We start from the raw sequence: 16,149 nt of genomic DNA on the forward strand, positions 1-16,149 counted from the left end.
GCGTCGTGGCACTCGCCGCCGATGCGGCCCCGGTCGGCCCGCCCTGGCTGGCCGCCGCGCTCGCGATCGCCGCCGCCGTCGGGACACTGCTCGCCGCCGTGATGCCGGCGGCGGTGGAGAAGATCAAGCAACGCGCCGCCCCGCCGAAAACCGAGGCCACCGCGCCGAAACCGGCCAGCCAGACCGACCGGGCGCTCGACATGATCGACGAGTCCCTGCGCGACCTGCGCCGCCAGCGCGACGAGGCCGAGCGGGAAGTCCTGCGGCTGCTCGACCTGCTCTCCGCCCGCGAAACCGAACTGCGGAAGCGGGGGTGGCCCGGATGAACAGCGACCCTCCGGACGTGATGGCCGAGCTGCGGCGCGGCGTGCACGACGCCGTCGCCGAAGCACCCCGCCAAGCCCGGCAAGCCGCCCGGGACGAAGTGCGCCGCGCCTGGAAATGGGCCGTCCTCGCCAGCGTCGCCGTGTCCCTGCTGGTCGCGCTCGCCACCGGCGTCGGCGTGCTCAACCTCTACGGCCGCGCCGCCTCCACCGACGCGGCCGTGTCCGCGTTGCGCGAGCAGGCCGAGCGTTCCCGGACCCAGGGCGAGCAAGCCAATGCCGAACTCGTCCAGCGCGGGCAGCGGCCGGTGCCGATCCCCGAGCCCGGCAAGGCCGCCGACAGCGAGGTCATCGTGGCCGCCGCGACCGCCCGTGTCCTGGCGACCCTGCCCGCCGACCCCACCACCGCCGACCTCGGCCAGGCCGTCGCCCGCTACCTCGCCGCCCACCCGCTAGCCCCGGCCGAACCGGCACCGCCGCAGCTCTCCGCCGCCTTGGCCGCCTACCTGGCCGCCAACCCGCCGCCCTCCGGCCCGCCAGGACCGTCCGGCGCACCCGGACAGCCCGGCACCAACGGGCAGCCCGGCACCGACGGACCAGCAGGCCGCGACGGACCGACCGGACAGGACGGACGCACGCCGACCGCGGACGACATCGACGCCGCGTTCACCGCCTACCTGGCCCAGCACCCCGACACCCTCTGCCCGCGCGGCGGGACCTTCGCCCGCCTGCGCGTGCAACTGGCCGACGCCGCGACCGCCGAGACCTGGCAATGCGTCCTCGCCATCACGCCACCGTCCACAACCGACCCACCCGACAACAGCGGCACCGCAACGCCGGAACCGCCCTCAACAGCTAGGAGGGGCGGACCGTGAGCGTTCTGGTCGACCTCTACGAGAAATACAACCCCGTCACCAGCTGGCCGCAGCTCGCCGCCGCCGTCGACGGCGCCTACGTCAAATACTCCGACGGCACCGGCGGCGCCGCCACACCCGCCGACGCCTACGCGAAAGGCTGCTCCGCCCACGGAATCCCGTACGGCGGCTACCACTTCGCCGAGCCCGGCAACGCCGCGCAGCAGGCACGGGTGTTCCTCGACCAGTACCGGCGTCTCGGCGGGCAGCTCGCCCCCGCACTCGACCTGGAAACCGGGGCCATTCCCTACGCCGCGCGGCCCGGGTTCGCGCGCGCGTTCCTCGAGGCCGTCCACCAGGCGTACCCGGTCGTGGTCCTCTACGCCTCCGCGTCCTGGCTGGCCAGCCTCCGCCCCGACACCTGGCCGTATGACTGGGACCGCACCTGGTGCGCCTCCTACGGCCCCAACAACGGCGCCCGGCACGCGATCACCTCCTACCGAGGCCGCGTCGACCTGCACCAGTACACGAGCCGAGGCCGCCTTCCCGGCGTGTCCGGCCGCGTCGACCTCAACCATGGCGACCTCGCCGCTTTTCGGCTCAGCTCCGCCGACACCACCGCGGAAACGGAGAACGACATGCCCGCCATCCCGTATCCCTTCGACGGGACCGGTCGCGACGCCAACGGCAAACTCAAAGAGCGCTGCCACGTCTTCACCATCCCCGTCGGATCGGTCAGCCAGGTCGTCAACAGGGCATGGCTGTCGTTCAAGTGCGCCATCGGCCGAGCCGAGCGGGTCCGGCTCATGGCCATCGCCGGCGGACCGAAAGCTTCATACACAGTGGACAAGACCTGGACCGGTGTCGCCTCCGACGCGACCCGCGTCTACGTCGAAGCCCCGTCGGGGACCGACCAGTTCACCGCATTCGTTCAGAGCGAGTTTCCCTACAGCCTCGGCCTGGAGACGGAGGCCAAGCGATGAACCCGTGCCGCTACCGCAAAGCTTTCGCCGCGCTCTGGGGAACCCTCACCGTCCCGGCCGTCGTCGGCCTGCTCGCCCTCGCCGGAGTCCACGTCGCCCCTGAAACCGCCGCGCTCGTCATCGCGCTCGGCTCGGCCCTGCTCGGGACCGGCGCTGTTCTTGGCGCCAAACCCAATGAATCAGCGACACCATCATCGAGTGCGGGCCGAATGCAGGACGGTTCTCAAACACCGCCGGTCCGAGACTAACCATGCATCCTGCGAAAAAGCCCCGATACCTGTGTTCCACAGGTATCGGGGCTTTTTCGCACGTAGGGACGGGCCGGAACTGTAAAGGGGGAGGGCGGCTCCGGCCCGTTCGCAACGAGATTACAGGTTGTGGGTCCTGAAGGCGGCTCGGTTCGGATCACCTCATCGGAGGCTGTCGAACAACGAACGCAGCTGCCGGGCCATCGTCTCCGGCCGAGCCGGAGCGACGTTGACATATCGGCCGTCGCCCTCTCCGGTCACCGAGAAGAGGTAGCGGCCGGCCGAAGTGTCGTAATAGGTGCAGACGTTGCCGCCGCTGGTGCGATGTCCGCCGAAACGGTCGCGCACTGCTGCGACGAATTGTCCTGCCCCCGTGCGCGGCAGACTCGCTACGTCGATGACCCGCCGTGCCTCGCGGTGAGGTGCGGCACCGTCGATGACGAGTTTCAGGTCCGCCTCCGGGACCGAGAAAGCCGGCCCGGTTCCCGGCTGCGCGCGCGGCAGCTCGCCGATCAACTCCTCGGCGAGCGCGTCCGGACGAGCTGGCCGGATAAGGATCTGCTTCGAAGCGGGCACGTAGCAGGCGAACACCGCGTCCGAACCCTCCGCGGTGACCAGCAGGCGGTAACGACGATCGGCAGTGGCGTTCACGATCGCCGACAGCTCCCGGGCGCCACGGCACAACACGGTCATAGTCCGGGCGAATTCCGAGGTCAGCCCGCCGCCGCGCCAGGTTCCCTGGCTGGCTAGGGCCTGCACCGCGGCGTCTTGGTGTTCCCGGGTCAGATCCGGGTCCCGCCACACCGGCTCGCCGGTCAACACCGACGGAAGCGACGCCCCGACGTGCTCGGCGGCCAACGAGAGGCAGTCGACCGGCAGAAGCAGCTCACAGTTGAGCACGAGCATCTGCTACGCACCGATCACCGGGGGCACCGACTTTGGGAGCTTGCCGACGAGCGCGTCATCCGGGTCTTGCTCAAGCAGGTAGTCCGCGGTCTTGTGGACCTGGTCCTCTTCCTCCTTGCGGCCCTTCGCCCCGCCCGCCATGCCGCCCATGCCCGCAGCACCCGGTCGACCGGCCGCTCCGCTCGCCGGGGCGGCGGGCCGTCCCGATGCGCCCTCGTTCAGGGCACCTGCACCGGTCCCAGCACCCGTGCCTCGTCCGAGACCGCCGCTGCTGTTGCCGTTGCCGGATCCGTAGCCACCCGAGCTGTTGCCGCCGGGGCCGAAGCCGCCGCCCGGACCGAACCCGCCCGCTCCGAAGCCACCACCCGGTGCGAAACCGGTGCCGCCCCCGGTCGCGTTGCTGTTGCTGTTGCCGCCGGGCTGGCCGCCGTTGGGGATCCAGTAGTTCGGATTGCCGGTGTCCGTGGCGGACGGCGGAGCGTAGCCGGCGGTGCGGGTCGCGTCGGAGGGAGCATGCGTGCCGGTGCCGCCGACCGGGCTGCCATCCGGCCCGCCCGCTGTGCCCGAATGCGGTCTGCCGCCCGAACCTCCCGGGCCACCGGTCCCCCCGGAAAACCCGGGACCGCCGGTTCCGCCGAAACTGTCGCTGTAACCACCCGAGCCGGGCACGCCCGAGGTTCCGCCACGGCCATGGCCCCCCGGGGCGTAGGGCGAAGGCGTGTGCCCGACGCCCGGACCACCGGGCTGGGCGATGGAGAAGTCACCGCCCGCAGAAGGCATGGTCAACTGGCCGTACTGAGACGGGCTGGCCCACTGCCCGGAATTGTTCTGAGACTCGCCGTAATAACCGTGGTAGCTGTCGACGACAACCTGAGCCTTCTCGTCCCACCGCTTGATCTGATCGGCCCGGTTGCTCAAGAACGAGAACCACGTACCGCTGACCAAATCGTCGCTCGGCCGCGTACCAAGATCACCGACCGATTGAACCTTCGACTTCAACGTATTGTAGGAGCCGCCTTGGCCGTTGTAGAGGTTTCCCGTCTGCTGCAAATGCTGGCCGCTGACCTTCGACGCCTGCACCAGCGGACCCGCGCCTGCATTGGCCTGCCCCGCCGCGTCGCCCTGCCAGTACTGGCTCATCTTGCCCTGCAACTGCAACATTTGATCGGCGACGTCGTTGTGCTGGGTCGAGAGATCGCCGCTTGCGGTCGAGCCGTGGAACATGTCGTCGGAACCCGGACCCTTGCTCACCAGCTCGACGATCTGCTGCGCCGAGAGCTCCTGACCCATCACGCACCTTCTTTCAGCTTAGCCACTACAAGCCCCGCCGCTTTGGTCACCAAAGAACACGGATCGCTGTATGAAGGGGAACTCGGACGAAGGCCCGCACCGACGGTGAACACTTCGTCGTCCGTGATGCCGACCGCGATTTCGCAACCGCCGCTCTTGCGGTCGTCGAAAGCGGCACTGAATACCGCGGGGTAACCAGAGACGTCCGGTGCTGGCTCAAAATATCCGCCCCCGCCGACCTGGCTGTTTTTATAGGAGGCTGACAAACCGCCCTGTCCCTTAATAAGACCGACGCTGATGTTGTTGCCGTCTTCGCCGTGCCAGTTGCACATCGGGACGCCGCCGCTGCTGTCTTTGCTGTTGTTGCGCACGCCTCCGATGGACTGGCTGACCTGCTCCTGGGTAAGCAACGCGCAGGGATCTTGTTCGTACTTGCCGGCGTTGAGCGGAGCCGTCACTTTCGGGGCGCCTGGTGCCGTGCTGGACGGGCCTGCGCTGGACGGGTCCGAGGCGGTGCTCGACGGTGAGGGGTTTGCGGTGCCGGGAGCAGAAGAGCAGGCAGCCGTCAGCAATAGAACGGCGGACAAGGCAGCGAGAGCGTTGATCTTAGTCACGTTGTCATCCTTGCTTGCGCAGGCGGTCACTGTGCGCCTGGTCCTGCTTCTCGTAGGCATCGATCGCTTTTTTCAGCTGGTCGGCATAGCCCTGCGCATACGACCTCTGCTGGTTAAGACTGGCCAGGTAAGCAGCTGCATGGCCTTTCGCCGCTTGGATTTGCATCGTGCTACCGGGATCTTCCGCAGGCTGCCGAAGATGCGGCAAGACCTGGGCTTTTCGGATCATGTCGCTGAGTTTGTCGGCAATCGCCTGCCAGTCCGGCTGCAACGAGCGCATGGCGTCGATGTCCATCTTGAAGCCGCCCCCGGCCACCGCGGCGGTCGCGCTGAGATCCTGCGCTACTTGCTGTGTAGCGATCATGATCCCGGCCGGATTGGGCATCACCTGCCCGGCTATCACCTGGGCGTTGCGCTGGGCCTGCTCTTCCGGGCTGATGTACCCGGCGTGCCCCGTCGGCAGCTGCGCACCGCCACCTGAGGCCGGCGGACCCGAGGTCGCGACCGGGCCGCCGCTCGACAGCGGCAACGGCGGTGCGCCTGGTGGCGGCGCAGGCTGATCGGTCGACGTAGTCTGCTGGTAGACGCGGTCCAGACCGCTTTGCCCCTCCGGCATGCAGTAGCCCCTCTCCATGACGGCCGCCCGTTGCGTGGCGAGCTCGTCGTGCCCTCTGCGTACGGCGGATTCCGCCGCTCCCCGTTGTGCGACGTTGTGTGGTCGCGTCGTCACTGTAGCTGCGAAGGCGGAGAGCTGTCAGCAGAATGTAACAACTGGCGTGGCCGAGATCGTTTTGACCTGCAGATACGTGGGCGGGACGGCGGGCCTGTGTTACCAGCCGCTGGCAAGCCGGGCACCGACCTTGATCACAAAGCTAGCCGTCAGCGTAGGGATGAGCAGAGAGCGAAGAGGAGTACACGGCCAGGACCAAGCGGCCGGCCCCGGAGCGTCTCGGCGACACCGTCGCAGCTGCGATTCCTTAGCTGGCCAAGTGGAACTTGGTCGTCCCCTGGATGATCGCGGCGAACGACTCCCGCCGTGGCAGCGCACACTGGTCAAGTTCATCAACGAGGCAGCTGTAGTGACCGTCGTGGTCCGGAACAAATGACCCAGCGGCCTGATGGTTGAGATAGACGAACGTGCTGTGACGCAGGCCATAAAGCGCGAACGGGCTGGAAAACCCGAAGCATGCGCTATCGGACGGAACGATCCGGATGGCGACCTCGGCAGCAGCGTTGGTGAAGAGATTGCCGAGGAACCGCAGCTGCCGAGCCATCGTGACCGGCGGGGCGATCTCGTCTGCGAGGGCCGGCGCTCCCAGGTAGACGGTGAGCTTCTTCGAGTTCTTCCCGACGAAGGCGACGCGGCGCCGTTTTCGCTGATCGGTGATTTCTTTCGCATCGTCGGCGCAGAAGCCCTGTGCAGCGAGGACGGCCTGGCTGTATTCAGGCAGCTGCAGCAGCTCGGGTATGGCCAGCGGGTGCCAAAGAGTCACGGACTCTGCCGTCTCTTCGCAGGCACGCAGCGTCTCGGCATGGTCAGCGGTGCTCTGGTTACCGAGGATGGTCACGCTCGGTTCGGTGCTGCGGGCGATGCTCATAATGAACTGCTTCTCGTCGCCGACGACACCGAGGGCTCCCAGTATCGAAGCGACGATCTCCGCGTTGGCTCCGCGCAGGCCGAGCTCCCAAGACGAAACTTCGGCAGCGGGCACACCGATACGACGAGCAAGCTCCCGGACACCGAATCTCGCATCCTCCCGAACCTTCCGCAGGAGAGCGCCCAAGATGGCGATGCGAGGCTGTTTGCGGCCGAAAGGCGGGTTCACGCGCCCTCATCCGCACTCTGTTGATCAGCGGGAAGCACGTCCCCACCGGTTTCGGGGCCCGCCAGCACCTCGGCGCTATCGCTCCAAATCCACCGGCCCACCGTGCTCACCACCCCTTCCGGCGCGGCGACTGCGGACGCAGGCACCCTCTCCGTAGCGAGAAATCTCGCGTAGACGGTACGACTGCTACCGGCGAGTAACCCGAACTGTCAGTTCGGGTACCGCGCCCGGCCGGGTTCGAGGTCAGGAAGGCAGACCGATCTGAACGGCAAGCTGCGCCGCTTGGCGGGAATCGTTGCGACGCCCTCGTTTCATGACGGCTCGGACAAGATCGTGCGCAGCCGGTCGGAAGCGGACGTCCTCTGGGGCTTCGGTCTCCGCGGCTTTGAGGAGAGCCAGCGCCGCCGGGTGTTCCCTTCGTTGGAGGTAGCCCTTGGCTTGGTCGAGCAAGAAGGCCACCCGCCGCTCTATCGACGGCGAAAGCTCGTGGTCCACCTTGGCCGCGAGCCGCAACCCTTCGACTGCCTCTCCGGACTCGACTTCGATGGTGACGGCATGCATTGCGACGTTGATCGGGCCGAACGCAGTCCAGCAGGTATTTCGGTCGCCGACGCGCTCGGCGAGCGAAGCCGCCTCCCTCAGCCGATCCCGACCCGGCCAAACCTTGCCCGCGCGGACGGCAGCCACCGCTGCGACCAGCAGAAGCGCTCCGGACAGCGCCGTCGCGTTCAGGACGTCGCCACCGCTGGAGGCGCGGAGCACGTTTAAGGCGGACATGGCCAGGTCTTCAGCCTCATCGGCGCGACGGTCGGCGAGGAGAACCTGTGCGAGATTCCAGTGCGCACCCGCGATCCGGACCGGATCGTCCGCTTGCTCAGCAGCGTTTCGAGCACGGTCCGCCGCGAGCAGGGATAGATCCGCTCGTCCGATACGTTTGGTTACCGTCCTCAACAAGCCGTTAAGGTCTGCTGCGACAGCATGGACTTGCCGACTTTCAGCTCCTGAAACGTGACGAGCCGTGGCTTCGATCGTATCGATGAGTTCGGGTAGGTCAGTGGTCAGTGTGCTGTAGCGGTGACCCGACGTTTGCCAAACTGACCACGCCGTTCGGACTTGCTGTCTGAGGTCCTCCACATCGATTGGACTCACCGAACGCGGCGCGGTCATCGCACGATAGATTCCGGCAGCCGACACGGTCGTGGCTGCGCCTTTCGCCGGGTCGGCGGGCATCGCGTTGAGCAGGTCTCCCGGTTCAACTCTGAGCACTTCCGCAAGCCTGGCGAGCACCGGAATCGTCGGGAGTTTGGTGCCTCGTTCGATCTGATACAGGTAGTCCGGCGTGACGCCGACCAGGCCCGCGACGACGGTCTTCGCCTGGCGGGCCGCAGTACGGAAGAATTTCACCCGGTCGCCGACCGTGCGAGCCAGATGGTCATCCATGATCCAGCGCCACCTCCCTGCCGGGCCTGTGACCAGGGCGAATGGTAACGCTTCTCGCTCGTCCCGTCACCGATGGCACACTCTGTGCATGACCGTGGCTCGTACCTTGGTGCTCTGGGACATCGACCACACTCTTATCGAGACGAGAGGCGTTGGACGGGCTATCTACGACCGGGCGTTCCCTGCGGCGACAGGAAGGCCGCTTGCCAAGCTGGCGACGATCGCTGGGCGCACCGAGCTGGACATTATGGCCGAATCGCTGCGGATCAACGGAATAGAACCAACCGATGAAGCAGTGACCCGACTGGCCGACGCATTGATCCAGGGCTACCAGAATGCTCGCGAGGAGCTGGCAACAGTAGGCCGAGCCTTGCCCGGTGCTCGTGAAACGCTCGCGCAGATCGCTCTGGACAACTCTGTTCATCAAGCGGTGCTGACCGGCAATCTGCGCGCGGTCGCACGTATCAAGCTGGAGGTCTTCGAGCTGGCGAGTTTCGTCGACTTCGACAGCAGCGCTTTTGGAGACGACCACGCCGAGCGATCGGAACTGGTGCGGATTGCTCGGCGGCGTGCTGGCGAACGAACCGGCACGCACTTCGAGGACGACCACGTCGTGCTGGTCGGCGACACTCCAAACGATGTCAAAGCTGGCTTGTCCGCAGGCGTCCGTGTCATCGGGGTAGCCACCGGGAAGACTAGCGAAGCGGAATTGCGGGACGCTGGCGCTACGGAGGTCACGACTTCCTTGTCCGGACTCAGGTTCTGACTGATGCAATTGGCGACACTCCCGATCGGATGCGGTACGAGTGGGAGACCCCTACGTGAGTCATCGCACCGGGCTCTAATTCGGGGTCGAAGGATTAGGCCGTTCAGCGGGGCCGCCGTTGTTCGATGTCGGCGGTGTTCGAACAGTAGGTGCGTGGCGAGACGCGACAGTTGTGTCCGCAGAACGCGCTTGCTGCGCGTCTGCGAACGGCTAAACCCGCGCTAGCTCGTGCAGGCGGGGTCTCCAGTGAGCCCGCTCCAGTGGGAAACGGTCTTGTCCCTCGCGTCGCGGATGGCCACGGATTGGAAGTCGACGGTGGCCTTTGTCGCGGAACTGCGCAGCGCTTCGCAGGCAGCGAGTGTTTCTCGGTCGCCGTCGGTCAGGGTCGATCGGCCGATCACGCCTCGCCCGTCGAGGTCGACCGCGGTTACCTTGCCGAACCATGGCTTGCCTGAGTGATCGGCGCGGAAGACTGCGCGAAGCTTGTCGGCTGGATTGGCCGGCGGAGCAGGTGGTGTGCTCGCTGGGCGCTCTGCCGAACTAGACGCTGGCGCGCCCGGGCTGACTGGCCGCGAGGCCGCCGACGCGCTGGCTGGATTCGCTGGCGTTGAGACTGGCGCTGTCGGCGCCGATGCACTGTCGCGAGCAGGTTTGTCCCCGTTGAACGCGCCGATGACCCCGGCCGCCACGACGACGGCAACGACGCCCCCGGTAATCCATGGCCAGCGACGCCGCCGCTTCGCTGAGCTTATGTTCTCGGCCTCGTTTTCGGTGCTCTCCATAGTTTTCGCCCCTTCACTGGTGCATGTCATCTCGTTGTTGATCGCACCTGCCCCGGCTAGGCACGATAGTGGCTGTTCACGCTTGTCCAATCCGCCGATCCGACGGTCCTGGCCCCGTGCGGCGCGGGTTGCGGGGCAACCAGGTCCCCGGTGCGAGTGGTCGCGCCGGGGACCTGTTGACGCTGGATCGAAGGATCAGACGACTCGTCGGGCCCGCCATTGTTCGAGGTCTTGACGGTGTTCGGTCAGCAGGTGATCGGTGATGAGGTTCGCGAGGTAGACGTGTCGGCAGAACACGCACGACGCGCGCGTGCGGAAGTGGACGACAGCGGCGGGGCTCAGGTGCGGCAGCCCTGTCCGGCCGCGTCTGCGAGCGGCCAGCTCGGTTTGAACACGGACGGTGAGGTTGCTGACGAGGGTGGCCAGTTCCCGGAGTCCTGGGTCTGGCAGGTCGCCGACCACGTCCTCGAGTGCGGCCAGTTCGGCTACCTGGGGAACGGTCACGGCAGAGTTTTCTTCACGTAGAGCGGGATATCTGGCCACAGTCCGACCTCCAGTTCATTTGTGCGTGCGCAGGATGCGCAGACGCGCACGACCACGGGCAGATCTCCTTCGGGGAGGTGCCCGTCGGTGCTGCCGATCGCGGCAGCGAGAATCACCGGGACCTGGGCCTGCGGGATGCCGAGAGCGACGAGGCCGGCGGCGGCGAACTCGGCGTCGCCGATGAAGGCGAGGCCGGTGTCGGTGCCGGTCATGCACGCCACGCAGGCCCCCGCGTAGTTGCCCTGAATGTTCGGAGGGGGCGGGAACTCGTTCATGTGCGTTCAGTCCTCGGTGTCCGGTAGTAGCGTTCGCTGATCTCGGCGTCGTGTCTGCGGCCCTGGTTGAGACGGAATCCGTGCCGTCCGAGCCAGTATTTGAGCCGCGTGACCTTGGTTTGGGGGCGTTCGGACTCGACAGGCGAGGCGGTGGCGGCGAGCACGAGGCCGTGGAAGTCCGCCCAGACGGTGATCAGGCGCATCGCGCGTTCGGCTGCGCCGTAGCCTCGTTGATCGCGGTGGACGCGGATCAGGCTGAGCACGACGTGCCCGGCCGGTTTGAGGTCGAGTTTGAGGTCTTGCAACTCGGGGTTGTCGTCGCGCAGCAGGCTGGCGAACTCGTCCACGTCGGTGCCGATCACCTCGTACGGGTCCTTGCCCGCCAGCAGCATCAGCGAGCGGCCGTTGTCCCATTTCGTCCACAGCTGGCTGCCGTTGCCGCCGGTCACGGTTCCTGTGGTGCCGACCGGGACCGGGTCGGGGTCGTTTCTCATCGGGCCGGTCAGGCGGACACGAGTGCCGGGCGGGACGGGGCAAGGCAGCTGTGTCCGGCGGAAGAACGCGCGGGCGTCGGCGTCCACGGGCGGCTCACCGGCCGTTCGGCGTGCGGTCGTGGTCGGCGAGGAACTCGCCCTTGCGGTTCACGGTCCAGCCGACCCGGCCGCCTGTGTGCACGATGTAATCGCCCGAGCAAGCGGTCTCCTCCCCGGCGCGAGTGTTCAGGGCCAGGGCTTTCCGTTCGTCCGGGCTGGTTCCGGTCCAGACGACTTCGCCGCCTGCCGTTTCGATCCAGGCGCGGATGCGACCGCGGTTCGCGTCGGTGAGCTGGACCGCGTCGACGCGGCGCGGTTTCACCGTCCAGTCCTCGGCCACCTCGGCGGCGAAGGCCGGGTCGGCCAGGCCCTTGAAGTACTCGTAGGTCTCGGACCAGTCGGCATTGCTGAGGGTGACGGCGGACAACGTGGCGCCGAGCCAGGCCATTGCTTGTGCCCGGAACGCGGTCTCGCTGCCCATGGGGAGGGTAGTGCCGATCGGCCGCCCGGCCGGGTCGTGCTGGGACGGGGCACGCAGCGCTTCGCAGAGGTCGTGCGTGGCGAAGTAGGTGTCGGGGTTCATGGGGTCAGCCCTTTTCTTGGTGCGGTGCGGAGTGGTCGAGGTGTCCGAGCGGGGCCGTCCACGGTCCGTCGTTGAGCTGGACCGTGAGGCCGGTGTCGAATGCGAAGCGCGCGCGGCGGAGGCCGCCGGCCTGGAGCCGGAGGAGCAGGACGCGCAGGTCGTCGCCGTCGACGAGGACGGAGCGCGCGGTGGGGCTCAGCTCCTGTTCGACGGCCCGCCGCAAGAGGATCCGGACGGCGGCGGCACGGTTGGTGCCGTTGCCCAGCGCCCACGTTTCGACCAGCGCTTTGAGGTCGTCGCCGAGTTCCTGGCGGATGGGGCCGCCGATCGCGGGCCGCCCCTTTCCCCGCCGTTCCGGCTGAGCGGGAACGGGTTGGTCACACCTGTCCTCGGGTTCTTCCGGCTCGTGCTGCGCCGCCGGGACGAGCCGGAAGCGGACGCTCACGCGTCCAGTCCGTTCGCGGCCAGCCGCCGCACCGCGTCGCGCAGCGATTCGACGTCCACATCGGACTCCTGTCGCACGACGACCCACGTGTAATCCGGTTGCCGGTAGTAGCCGACCTCCAGTTCGTAGAGGTCGCGGCCGTTGAGCTTGACGATGATCTTGCGGTGCTTGCCGGGGCGGTACGGGCCGTAACGGAACATCACCCCGTCGTCGGTGTAGACGAGGTCGCGGGCGCTGACCTCCAGCAGGAGCTTTCGGCCGAGCTGCTGCCAGATGACGTCGGTGTCGGCGTCGGCCAGCCGCTTGTCCGCGATCGATTCGGGCTCGTCGTTCATTGCCGTGGTCCTTCCTGATCCTGTCCGGGTCAATGACTGTCCTGTATGGACACCGCACGCCTGCCTCCGAAGAGATCAGGCGGCGGAGTCAATGCAGGGCTTTCCGGATCAGACCGGGAAACACAGCACCGAACTGTCGGCGGTCTCCTTTCTGGGGAGTCGTTTCACGGTCGCGTCGGCGCGCTTGCTGGTGCGCGGGTCGCCGAGCACGGCGTCGACGGCCTCGCCGAGGTGCGCCGGGCAGCAGTAGCGTCCTTCGTCGCCGTTCTTGAAGTAGGTGACGAAATGCGTGGCGGCCTCCGTGCCCGTGCCGAAGGAGCAGAACCGGTCAGCCATCGGCCCGGTCCCTTGCTCGCAGGAGAGATTCGGCGAAGGGCAAGCCTTCTGCGGTGCACTGCTGCTTGAACAGGTCGATGTGCCAGCGGGACATCGCTTCCTGCACGAGTTTCGTGCCGATGCCTCGGCGTTGCCGGTCCGGCCGGACGAACACGGTGATCGCCCCGGCTTTCTCGTGGGGCGGGAGATCCTGCGGGTAGTGGTTGAGGATGCCGACCAGGCTTCCGGCCGCGTCGCGGAACAGCAGGCAGTCGACGTAGGCGCCGGGACCGAATCCGGCCGACAGGTCGCCGCGAAAGTAGCCGATGCCGGGCGGGCCTTCGGCCGGGTACTGCTCGGCCTGCGACTGCCAGGTGAACACGATCATCTCCCGGATGATCCGGGCGAGTCCTCCTTCGCCGCTCATCGCGGATGTCCTTCCAGCGCAACGTTTCCCATGCGCCACGTCGGACGGCAGTCCAGGAGGTCATCGCCGTGCGGGCATTCCATGTCGCTCAGGTCGAGATCCCAGGTCCGGGCATTCTCGTCGTGGACGAACCGAGGCTTGCCCTCCAGTTCCGCGTAATGCGCTTCGCACCAGAAGCCGTACGACGATTCACGTGCCGGTGCGATGTTGTCGGCGAATGACCGGACCAGATCGGCGAACGATTCCCGCGTCACGGAACGGAATCGGAAGTGGTCAGCGGCACCGGTCAGGCTGTCGCGGAACCTGCCGCGCACCGTGCACCGGCCGTCTCCGCGGTCGGTGACGGCACCGGCGAGGCTCATGGTGCCGATCTCGAAAGCGAAGTACTCCGGATGGACCACAGCGGACTCTTCGGTCATCAGAACTGGCCTCCTGGGACGCGGCGGATGCCGAGGCGCCCGCGCTTGATCTCGAACATCAGATAGCGGAGCCAGATGTCCGCCTTGTCCGACAGCGAGGTGTCGTCGCCCTTGCCGTCGGGGCCGCCGAGGAACACGGCCGTGCCGTAGTACATCTGGCGAACGGTGCCGTTGAAGCCGTACACGATGACGGTGGCGTACTCGTTGGGGATCGGGAGCTGCACCTGGTGGGCGTGCTCGTCCGCGTACATCGTGGCGTCGAGGCCGTCCGCGTCGAGGCGCACCGCTTCGACGGAGTCGCAGTTGATGACCGAACTCAGGGCGTCCAGAAAGTCCTGGCCCGCCGGGGGAAACAGCTTTTCCTCGATCATGCCGTCCGGGGTGACGACGAGGCCGCGCACGTCGCTCACTGGTCGGCCTCCTCGACCTGCCACGCCCAGCCGAGGCCGAGGGCGTAGCGGCCGTCGTCGTCGGGCTGCACCACCGCCGAAGGCCGGAACGGGCTGTCCGGGGTGAACACGAGCACGTAGCCCTCCTGCGACCATTCGCAGCGAGGGGATTCCTCGTCGTCCTCGGCGATCCGGTTGGTCCAGGCGACGACTTCTTCGGCGACCGGCTTGGCGAAGCGCGGCTCGGCGTACCCTTCGGCGTTCGGATAGTCGTTCAGGTATGCCTCGAACCGCGGATCGAGTTGTCCGCCTTTTATGTCGATGTAGACGTTTGCGCGCACGGCAAACGCGGTGCCGCAATCGGCATTCATGATGTCCGGGTCCATTCTTTCAAGGGTTGCAATGTCCCCGCGACCGCGTGCGGGAGCGGCACGCGAGATCACGGCAGATCGGGCCGCGAAGCGGCCTGACCAGTCGAAATGACGCGCGCGGCAGCGATTGCGGAAGCGTTGCGAGGGACTGTCCGGGTCTTGTGCCTGCCCATTTACAGGCACTGGTTAATCGTAGGCGCCAGGCGGCGAACCGGACAATAACAGTGACCCGATATTCTCAAGGGACGCCCTGACCTGCGGGTATCCACCTTGAAAAGGGAACGGTCCCCGACGCGAACGCCGGGGACCGCCTGTCAGCAACCCTTAAATGACCCGGACAAGGGTACATCGAATGGAACCGACGGCCGACACTCTATCGTGCTCGCCCGCCGATGCGAAGTCCGCCCTGCCAAGCCTCGGGTCAATGATCTTTCAACAGGTGTCGACTAATAACCCCGCGACGCTCCCGCGTTGCTGCGGTGCGCGTGAATCGTGATTCCTTCTGAAGCGAGGATTGACCCGGCGAGCCGCCGCCTGCTCGACCCGCCGGGCCTCCTTCCAGGGGCTGCGAGTACCGGCCAGAATCTCCCATTCGATTCCTGTCCGGGTCAGGGTTGCCGATCCTGACCGATGCCCCTCCGTCGTTCGCAGCCCCCGCACGCCCCCGTTGCTGGCTGGCCAGCCCAGGGACGAGCCCGCTACCGCCGACCGCTGCGGAGTTCGCTGCTGCTCACCAAGGTGCCGGGTGGTCCAGGTCGGCGCACAGCCCGAGCGTCGCGCCGGGCGGCAGGTCGTCCACCTCCACCCCGTGCAGGCGGTCGGCGGGCACGTTCCTGCCGTCGGCCGGGGACGCCGACCACAGCACCTCGCCGGTGTCCATCAGGCCCTCGAAGGCGCAGTCGCACGGGATCTCGGTGCCGTCGTCCAGCAGAATCCGCACGCCGCGAGGCCTGCGCAACCGCGCGGCGAGCAGGAGGCAATGCCCTGCCCACATCCTCCAGACGAGCGAGCCGAACACCGGTTGGGCGGTCACGCTGCCACCGCCTTCCGGCCGCTGCGGCCCGTGCGAGCGACGGCAGTCTTCCCGCTGCGGTTGGCACTCTTGACGCGGCGAGTGTGTGCGACCGTGCGCTCCAAGGCTTCCCGGATCGCGACCTCACGCACGTAGCGACGGCCGATCCGCTTCCCTTTCGCGACATAGCCTGCCGGGTAACTGGACCGCGGCTCCAGCTCGACATAGCTGACGACCCGCCCGCGCCGCATGGCGATCCGGAACCGCGCCCGTTTCCTGCACTCGCATCGGGCGCAGACGAAGACCTGCTCGTGCGTGGCCTCGGAGTCGTTGTACGCCTCCAGAATCGGAACGTCGTCCTCGTCGGGGAAGTCGTGGCCTTTCTTGCGGCACTCGGCGCACTTCGGGTTGTTGCGAAGGTACTCGTCGACGTCGGTGTTCTCGTCGTCGTTGGCTGACATGGTGTCCAA

At 67.2% G+C, this 16,149-nt stretch carries 24 protein-coding genes; 5 read left to right on the forward strand and 19 right to left on the reverse strand.

Features of this window, described 5'->3' with window-relative positions:
- Positions 1–5: 5 nt before the first annotated feature.
- From ACZ7OI_RS10455 to ACZ7OI_RS10470, 4 genes are read left to right on the forward strand one after another with little or no spacing between them, the layout of a single operon-like run.
- Entirely contained in the window at positions 6–326 is a 321-nt protein-coding gene (locus ACZ7OI_RS10455) for a hypothetical protein (RefSeq protein WP_470263890.1), read from the forward strand.
- A complete protein-coding gene (locus ACZ7OI_RS10460) occupies positions 323–1,198 on the forward strand; it encodes a hypothetical protein (RefSeq protein ID WP_470263891.1) in 876 nt (291 codons plus the stop codon). Before ACZ7OI_RS10455 ends, ACZ7OI_RS10460 begins: the two co-directional genes overlap by 4 nt.
- Positions 1,195–2,160 carry a glycoside hydrolase family 25 protein gene (locus tag ACZ7OI_RS10465; protein WP_470263892.1) on the forward strand — a complete coding sequence of 322 codons (966 nt, stop codon included), beginning with the start codon at positions 1,195–1,197 and terminating at the stop codon, positions 2,158–2,160. Before ACZ7OI_RS10460 ends, ACZ7OI_RS10465 begins: the two co-directional genes overlap by 4 nt.
- Entirely contained in the window at positions 2,157–2,408 is a 252-nt protein-coding gene (locus tag ACZ7OI_RS10470) for a hypothetical protein (RefSeq protein WP_470263893.1), read from the forward strand. Before ACZ7OI_RS10465 ends, ACZ7OI_RS10470 begins: the two co-directional genes overlap by 4 nt.
- Positions 2,409–2,570: 162 nt before the next feature.
- Here ACZ7OI_RS10470 and ACZ7OI_RS10475 read toward each other — a convergent pair whose 3' ends face one another.
- From ACZ7OI_RS10475 to ACZ7OI_RS10500, 6 genes are all read right to left on the reverse strand, one after another.
- Entirely contained in the window at positions 2,571–3,314 is a 744-nt protein-coding gene (locus tag ACZ7OI_RS10475) for an ESX secretion-associated protein EspG (RefSeq protein ID WP_470263894.1), read from the reverse strand.
- Between the two features lie 3 nt (positions 3,315–3,317).
- Positions 3,318–4,604: a hypothetical protein gene (locus tag ACZ7OI_RS10480; RefSeq protein ID WP_470263895.1), complete on the reverse strand. Its 1,287-nt coding sequence runs from the start codon at positions 4,602–4,604 to the stop codon at positions 3,318–3,320.
- Positions 4,604–5,218: a DUF3558 domain-containing protein gene (locus tag ACZ7OI_RS10485; protein ID WP_470263896.1), complete on the reverse strand. Its 615-nt coding sequence runs from the start codon at positions 5,216–5,218 to the stop codon at positions 4,604–4,606. The genes ACZ7OI_RS10480 and ACZ7OI_RS10485 overlap by 1 nt, the downstream gene beginning before the upstream one ends.
- Positions 5,219–5,222: 4 nt before the next feature.
- A complete protein-coding gene (locus ACZ7OI_RS10490; RefSeq protein ID WP_470263897.1) occupies positions 5,223–5,834 on the reverse strand; it encodes a hypothetical protein in 612 nt (203 codons plus the stop codon).
- Positions 5,835–6,195: 361 nt separating this feature from the next.
- Positions 6,196–7,044, reverse strand: a complete 849-nt coding sequence (locus ACZ7OI_RS10495) for a helix-turn-helix domain-containing protein (protein WP_470263898.1) — start codon at positions 7,042–7,044, stop codon at positions 6,196–6,198.
- A gap of 243 nt (positions 7,045–7,287) precedes the next feature.
- The gene (locus ACZ7OI_RS10500; protein ID WP_470263899.1) at positions 7,288–8,484 is read right to left on the reverse strand and encodes a helix-turn-helix domain-containing protein; all 1,197 of its coding nucleotides are present in this window, start codon (positions 8,482–8,484) and stop codon (positions 7,288–7,290) included.
- A gap of 88 nt (positions 8,485–8,572) precedes the next feature.
- Between ACZ7OI_RS10500 and ACZ7OI_RS10505 the strand changes: the two genes are divergently transcribed.
- The gene (locus ACZ7OI_RS10505) at positions 8,573–9,250 is read left to right on the forward strand and encodes a haloacid dehalogenase-like hydrolase (RefSeq protein ID WP_470263900.1); all 678 of its coding nucleotides are present in this window, start codon (positions 8,573–8,575) and stop codon (positions 9,248–9,250) included.
- Positions 9,251–10,227: 977 nt separating this feature from the next.
- Here ACZ7OI_RS10505 and ACZ7OI_RS10510 read toward each other — a convergent pair.
- The 13 genes from ACZ7OI_RS10510 to ACZ7OI_RS10570 all read right to left on the reverse strand — a co-directional run bounded on the left by ACZ7OI_RS10510 (position 10,228) and on the right by ACZ7OI_RS10570 (position 16,140).
- Complete coding sequence (locus ACZ7OI_RS10510) at positions 10,228–10,536, reverse strand: hypothetical protein (RefSeq protein ID WP_470263901.1); 309 nt, start codon at positions 10,534–10,536, stop codon at positions 10,228–10,230.
- Positions 10,533–10,850, reverse strand: coding sequence for a hypothetical protein (locus ACZ7OI_RS10515; protein WP_470263902.1), 318 nt, complete (start codon positions 10,848–10,850; stop codon positions 10,533–10,535). The genes ACZ7OI_RS10510 and ACZ7OI_RS10515 overlap by 4 nt, the downstream gene beginning before the upstream one ends.
- Positions 10,847–11,431, reverse strand: a complete 585-nt coding sequence (locus ACZ7OI_RS10520) for a DUF4314 domain-containing protein (protein WP_470263903.1) — start codon at positions 11,429–11,431, stop codon at positions 10,847–10,849. Before ACZ7OI_RS10520 ends, ACZ7OI_RS10515 begins: the two co-directional genes overlap by 4 nt.
- A 7-nt stretch (positions 11,432–11,438) precedes the next feature.
- Entirely contained in the window at positions 11,439–11,966 is a 528-nt protein-coding gene (locus ACZ7OI_RS10525) for a molybdopterin-binding domain-containing protein (RefSeq protein WP_470263904.1), read from the reverse strand.
- Positions 11,967–11,970: 4 nt separating this feature from the next.
- The gene (locus ACZ7OI_RS10530) at positions 11,971–12,411 is read right to left on the reverse strand and encodes a hypothetical protein (RefSeq protein ID WP_470263905.1); all 441 of its coding nucleotides are present in this window, start codon (positions 12,409–12,411) and stop codon (positions 11,971–11,973) included.
- Complete coding sequence (locus tag ACZ7OI_RS10535; RefSeq protein WP_470263906.1) at positions 12,408–12,746, reverse strand: hypothetical protein; 339 nt, start codon at positions 12,744–12,746, stop codon at positions 12,408–12,410. Before ACZ7OI_RS10535 ends, ACZ7OI_RS10530 begins: the two co-directional genes overlap by 4 nt.
- A 108-nt stretch (positions 12,747–12,854) precedes the next feature.
- Positions 12,855–13,082 (reverse strand): hypothetical protein, encoded by a 228-nt coding sequence (locus ACZ7OI_RS10540; RefSeq protein WP_470263907.1) that lies wholly within the window; start codon positions 13,080–13,082, stop codon positions 12,855–12,857.
- Positions 13,075–13,488, reverse strand: coding sequence for a GNAT family N-acetyltransferase (locus tag ACZ7OI_RS10545; protein WP_470263908.1), 414 nt, complete (start codon positions 13,486–13,488; stop codon positions 13,075–13,077). The genes ACZ7OI_RS10540 and ACZ7OI_RS10545 overlap by 8 nt, the downstream gene beginning before the upstream one ends.
- Complete coding sequence (locus ACZ7OI_RS10550; RefSeq protein WP_470263909.1) at positions 13,485–13,907, reverse strand: hypothetical protein; 423 nt, start codon at positions 13,905–13,907, stop codon at positions 13,485–13,487. Before ACZ7OI_RS10550 ends, ACZ7OI_RS10545 begins: the two co-directional genes overlap by 4 nt.
- The gene (locus tag ACZ7OI_RS10555; RefSeq protein ID WP_470263910.1) at positions 13,907–14,317 is read right to left on the reverse strand and encodes a DUF3846 domain-containing protein; all 411 of its coding nucleotides are present in this window, start codon (positions 14,315–14,317) and stop codon (positions 13,907–13,909) included. Before ACZ7OI_RS10555 ends, ACZ7OI_RS10550 begins: the two co-directional genes overlap by 1 nt.
- Positions 14,314–14,682, reverse strand: coding sequence for a hypothetical protein (locus tag ACZ7OI_RS10560; protein WP_470263911.1), 369 nt, complete (start codon positions 14,680–14,682; stop codon positions 14,314–14,316). The genes ACZ7OI_RS10555 and ACZ7OI_RS10560 overlap by 4 nt, the downstream gene beginning before the upstream one ends.
- Positions 14,683–15,397: 715 nt before the next feature.
- Positions 15,398–15,700, reverse strand: coding sequence for a hypothetical protein (locus ACZ7OI_RS10565; protein ID WP_470263912.1), 303 nt, complete (start codon positions 15,698–15,700; stop codon positions 15,398–15,400).
- Positions 15,697–16,140 carry a hypothetical protein gene (locus ACZ7OI_RS10570; RefSeq protein WP_470263913.1) on the reverse strand — a complete coding sequence of 148 codons (444 nt, stop codon included), beginning with the start codon at positions 16,138–16,140 and terminating at the stop codon, positions 15,697–15,699. Before ACZ7OI_RS10570 ends, ACZ7OI_RS10565 begins: the two co-directional genes overlap by 4 nt.
- Between the last annotated feature and the right edge of the window lie 9 nt (positions 16,141–16,149).

Source organism: Amycolatopsis sp. NPDC114503, from assembly GCF_055633655.1.

Excerpts from the sequence above, each read along its gene's own strand:
- ACZ7OI_RS10560 (WP_470263911.1), bottom strand. The coding sequence starts at position 14,682 with ATGGACCCGGACATCATGAATGCCGATTGCGGCACCGCGTTTGCCGTG.
- ACZ7OI_RS10545 (WP_470263908.1), bottom strand. The coding sequence starts at position 13,488 with ATGAGCGGCGAAGGAGGACTCGCCCGGATCATCCGGGAGATGATCGTG.
- ACZ7OI_RS10470 (WP_470263893.1), top strand. The coding sequence starts at position 2,157 with ATGAACCCGTGCCGCTACCGCAAAGCTTTCGCCGCGCTCTGGGGAACC.
- ACZ7OI_RS10540 (WP_470263907.1), bottom strand. The coding sequence starts at position 13,082 with ATGGCTGACCGGTTCTGCTCCTTCGGCACGGGCACGGAGGCCGCCACG.
- ACZ7OI_RS10460 (WP_470263891.1), top strand. The coding sequence starts at position 323 with ATGAACAGCGACCCTCCGGACGTGATGGCCGAGCTGCGGCGCGGCGTG.
- ACZ7OI_RS10515 (WP_470263902.1), bottom strand. The coding sequence starts at position 10,850 with ATGAACGAGTTCCCGCCCCCTCCGAACATTCAGGGCAACTACGCGGGG.
- ACZ7OI_RS10505 (WP_470263900.1), top strand. The coding sequence starts at position 8,573 with ATGACCGTGGCTCGTACCTTGGTGCTCTGGGACATCGACCACACTCTT.
- ACZ7OI_RS10570 (WP_470263913.1), bottom strand. The coding sequence starts at position 16,140 with ATGTCAGCCAACGACGACGAGAACACCGACGTCGACGAGTACCTTCGC.
- ACZ7OI_RS10500 (WP_470263899.1), bottom strand. The coding sequence starts at position 8,484 with ATGGATGACCATCTGGCTCGCACGGTCGGCGACCGGGTGAAATTCTTC.
- ACZ7OI_RS10525 (WP_470263904.1), bottom strand. The coding sequence starts at position 11,966 with ATGAACCCCGACACCTACTTCGCCACGCACGACCTCTGCGAAGCGCTG.
- ACZ7OI_RS10480 (WP_470263895.1), bottom strand. The coding sequence starts at position 4,604 with ATGGGTCAGGAGCTCTCGGCGCAGCAGATCGTCGAGCTGGTGAGCAAG.
- ACZ7OI_RS10550 (WP_470263909.1), bottom strand. The coding sequence starts at position 13,907 with ATGACCGAAGAGTCCGCTGTGGTCCATCCGGAGTACTTCGCTTTCGAG.
- ACZ7OI_RS10535 (WP_470263906.1), bottom strand. The coding sequence starts at position 12,746 with ATGAACGACGAGCCCGAATCGATCGCGGACAAGCGGCTGGCCGACGCC.
- ACZ7OI_RS10490 (WP_470263897.1), bottom strand. The coding sequence starts at position 5,834 with ATGCCGGAGGGGCAAAGCGGTCTGGACCGCGTCTACCAGCAGACTACG.
- ACZ7OI_RS10475 (WP_470263894.1), bottom strand. The coding sequence starts at position 3,314 with ATGCTCGTGCTCAACTGTGAGCTGCTTCTGCCGGTCGACTGCCTCTCG.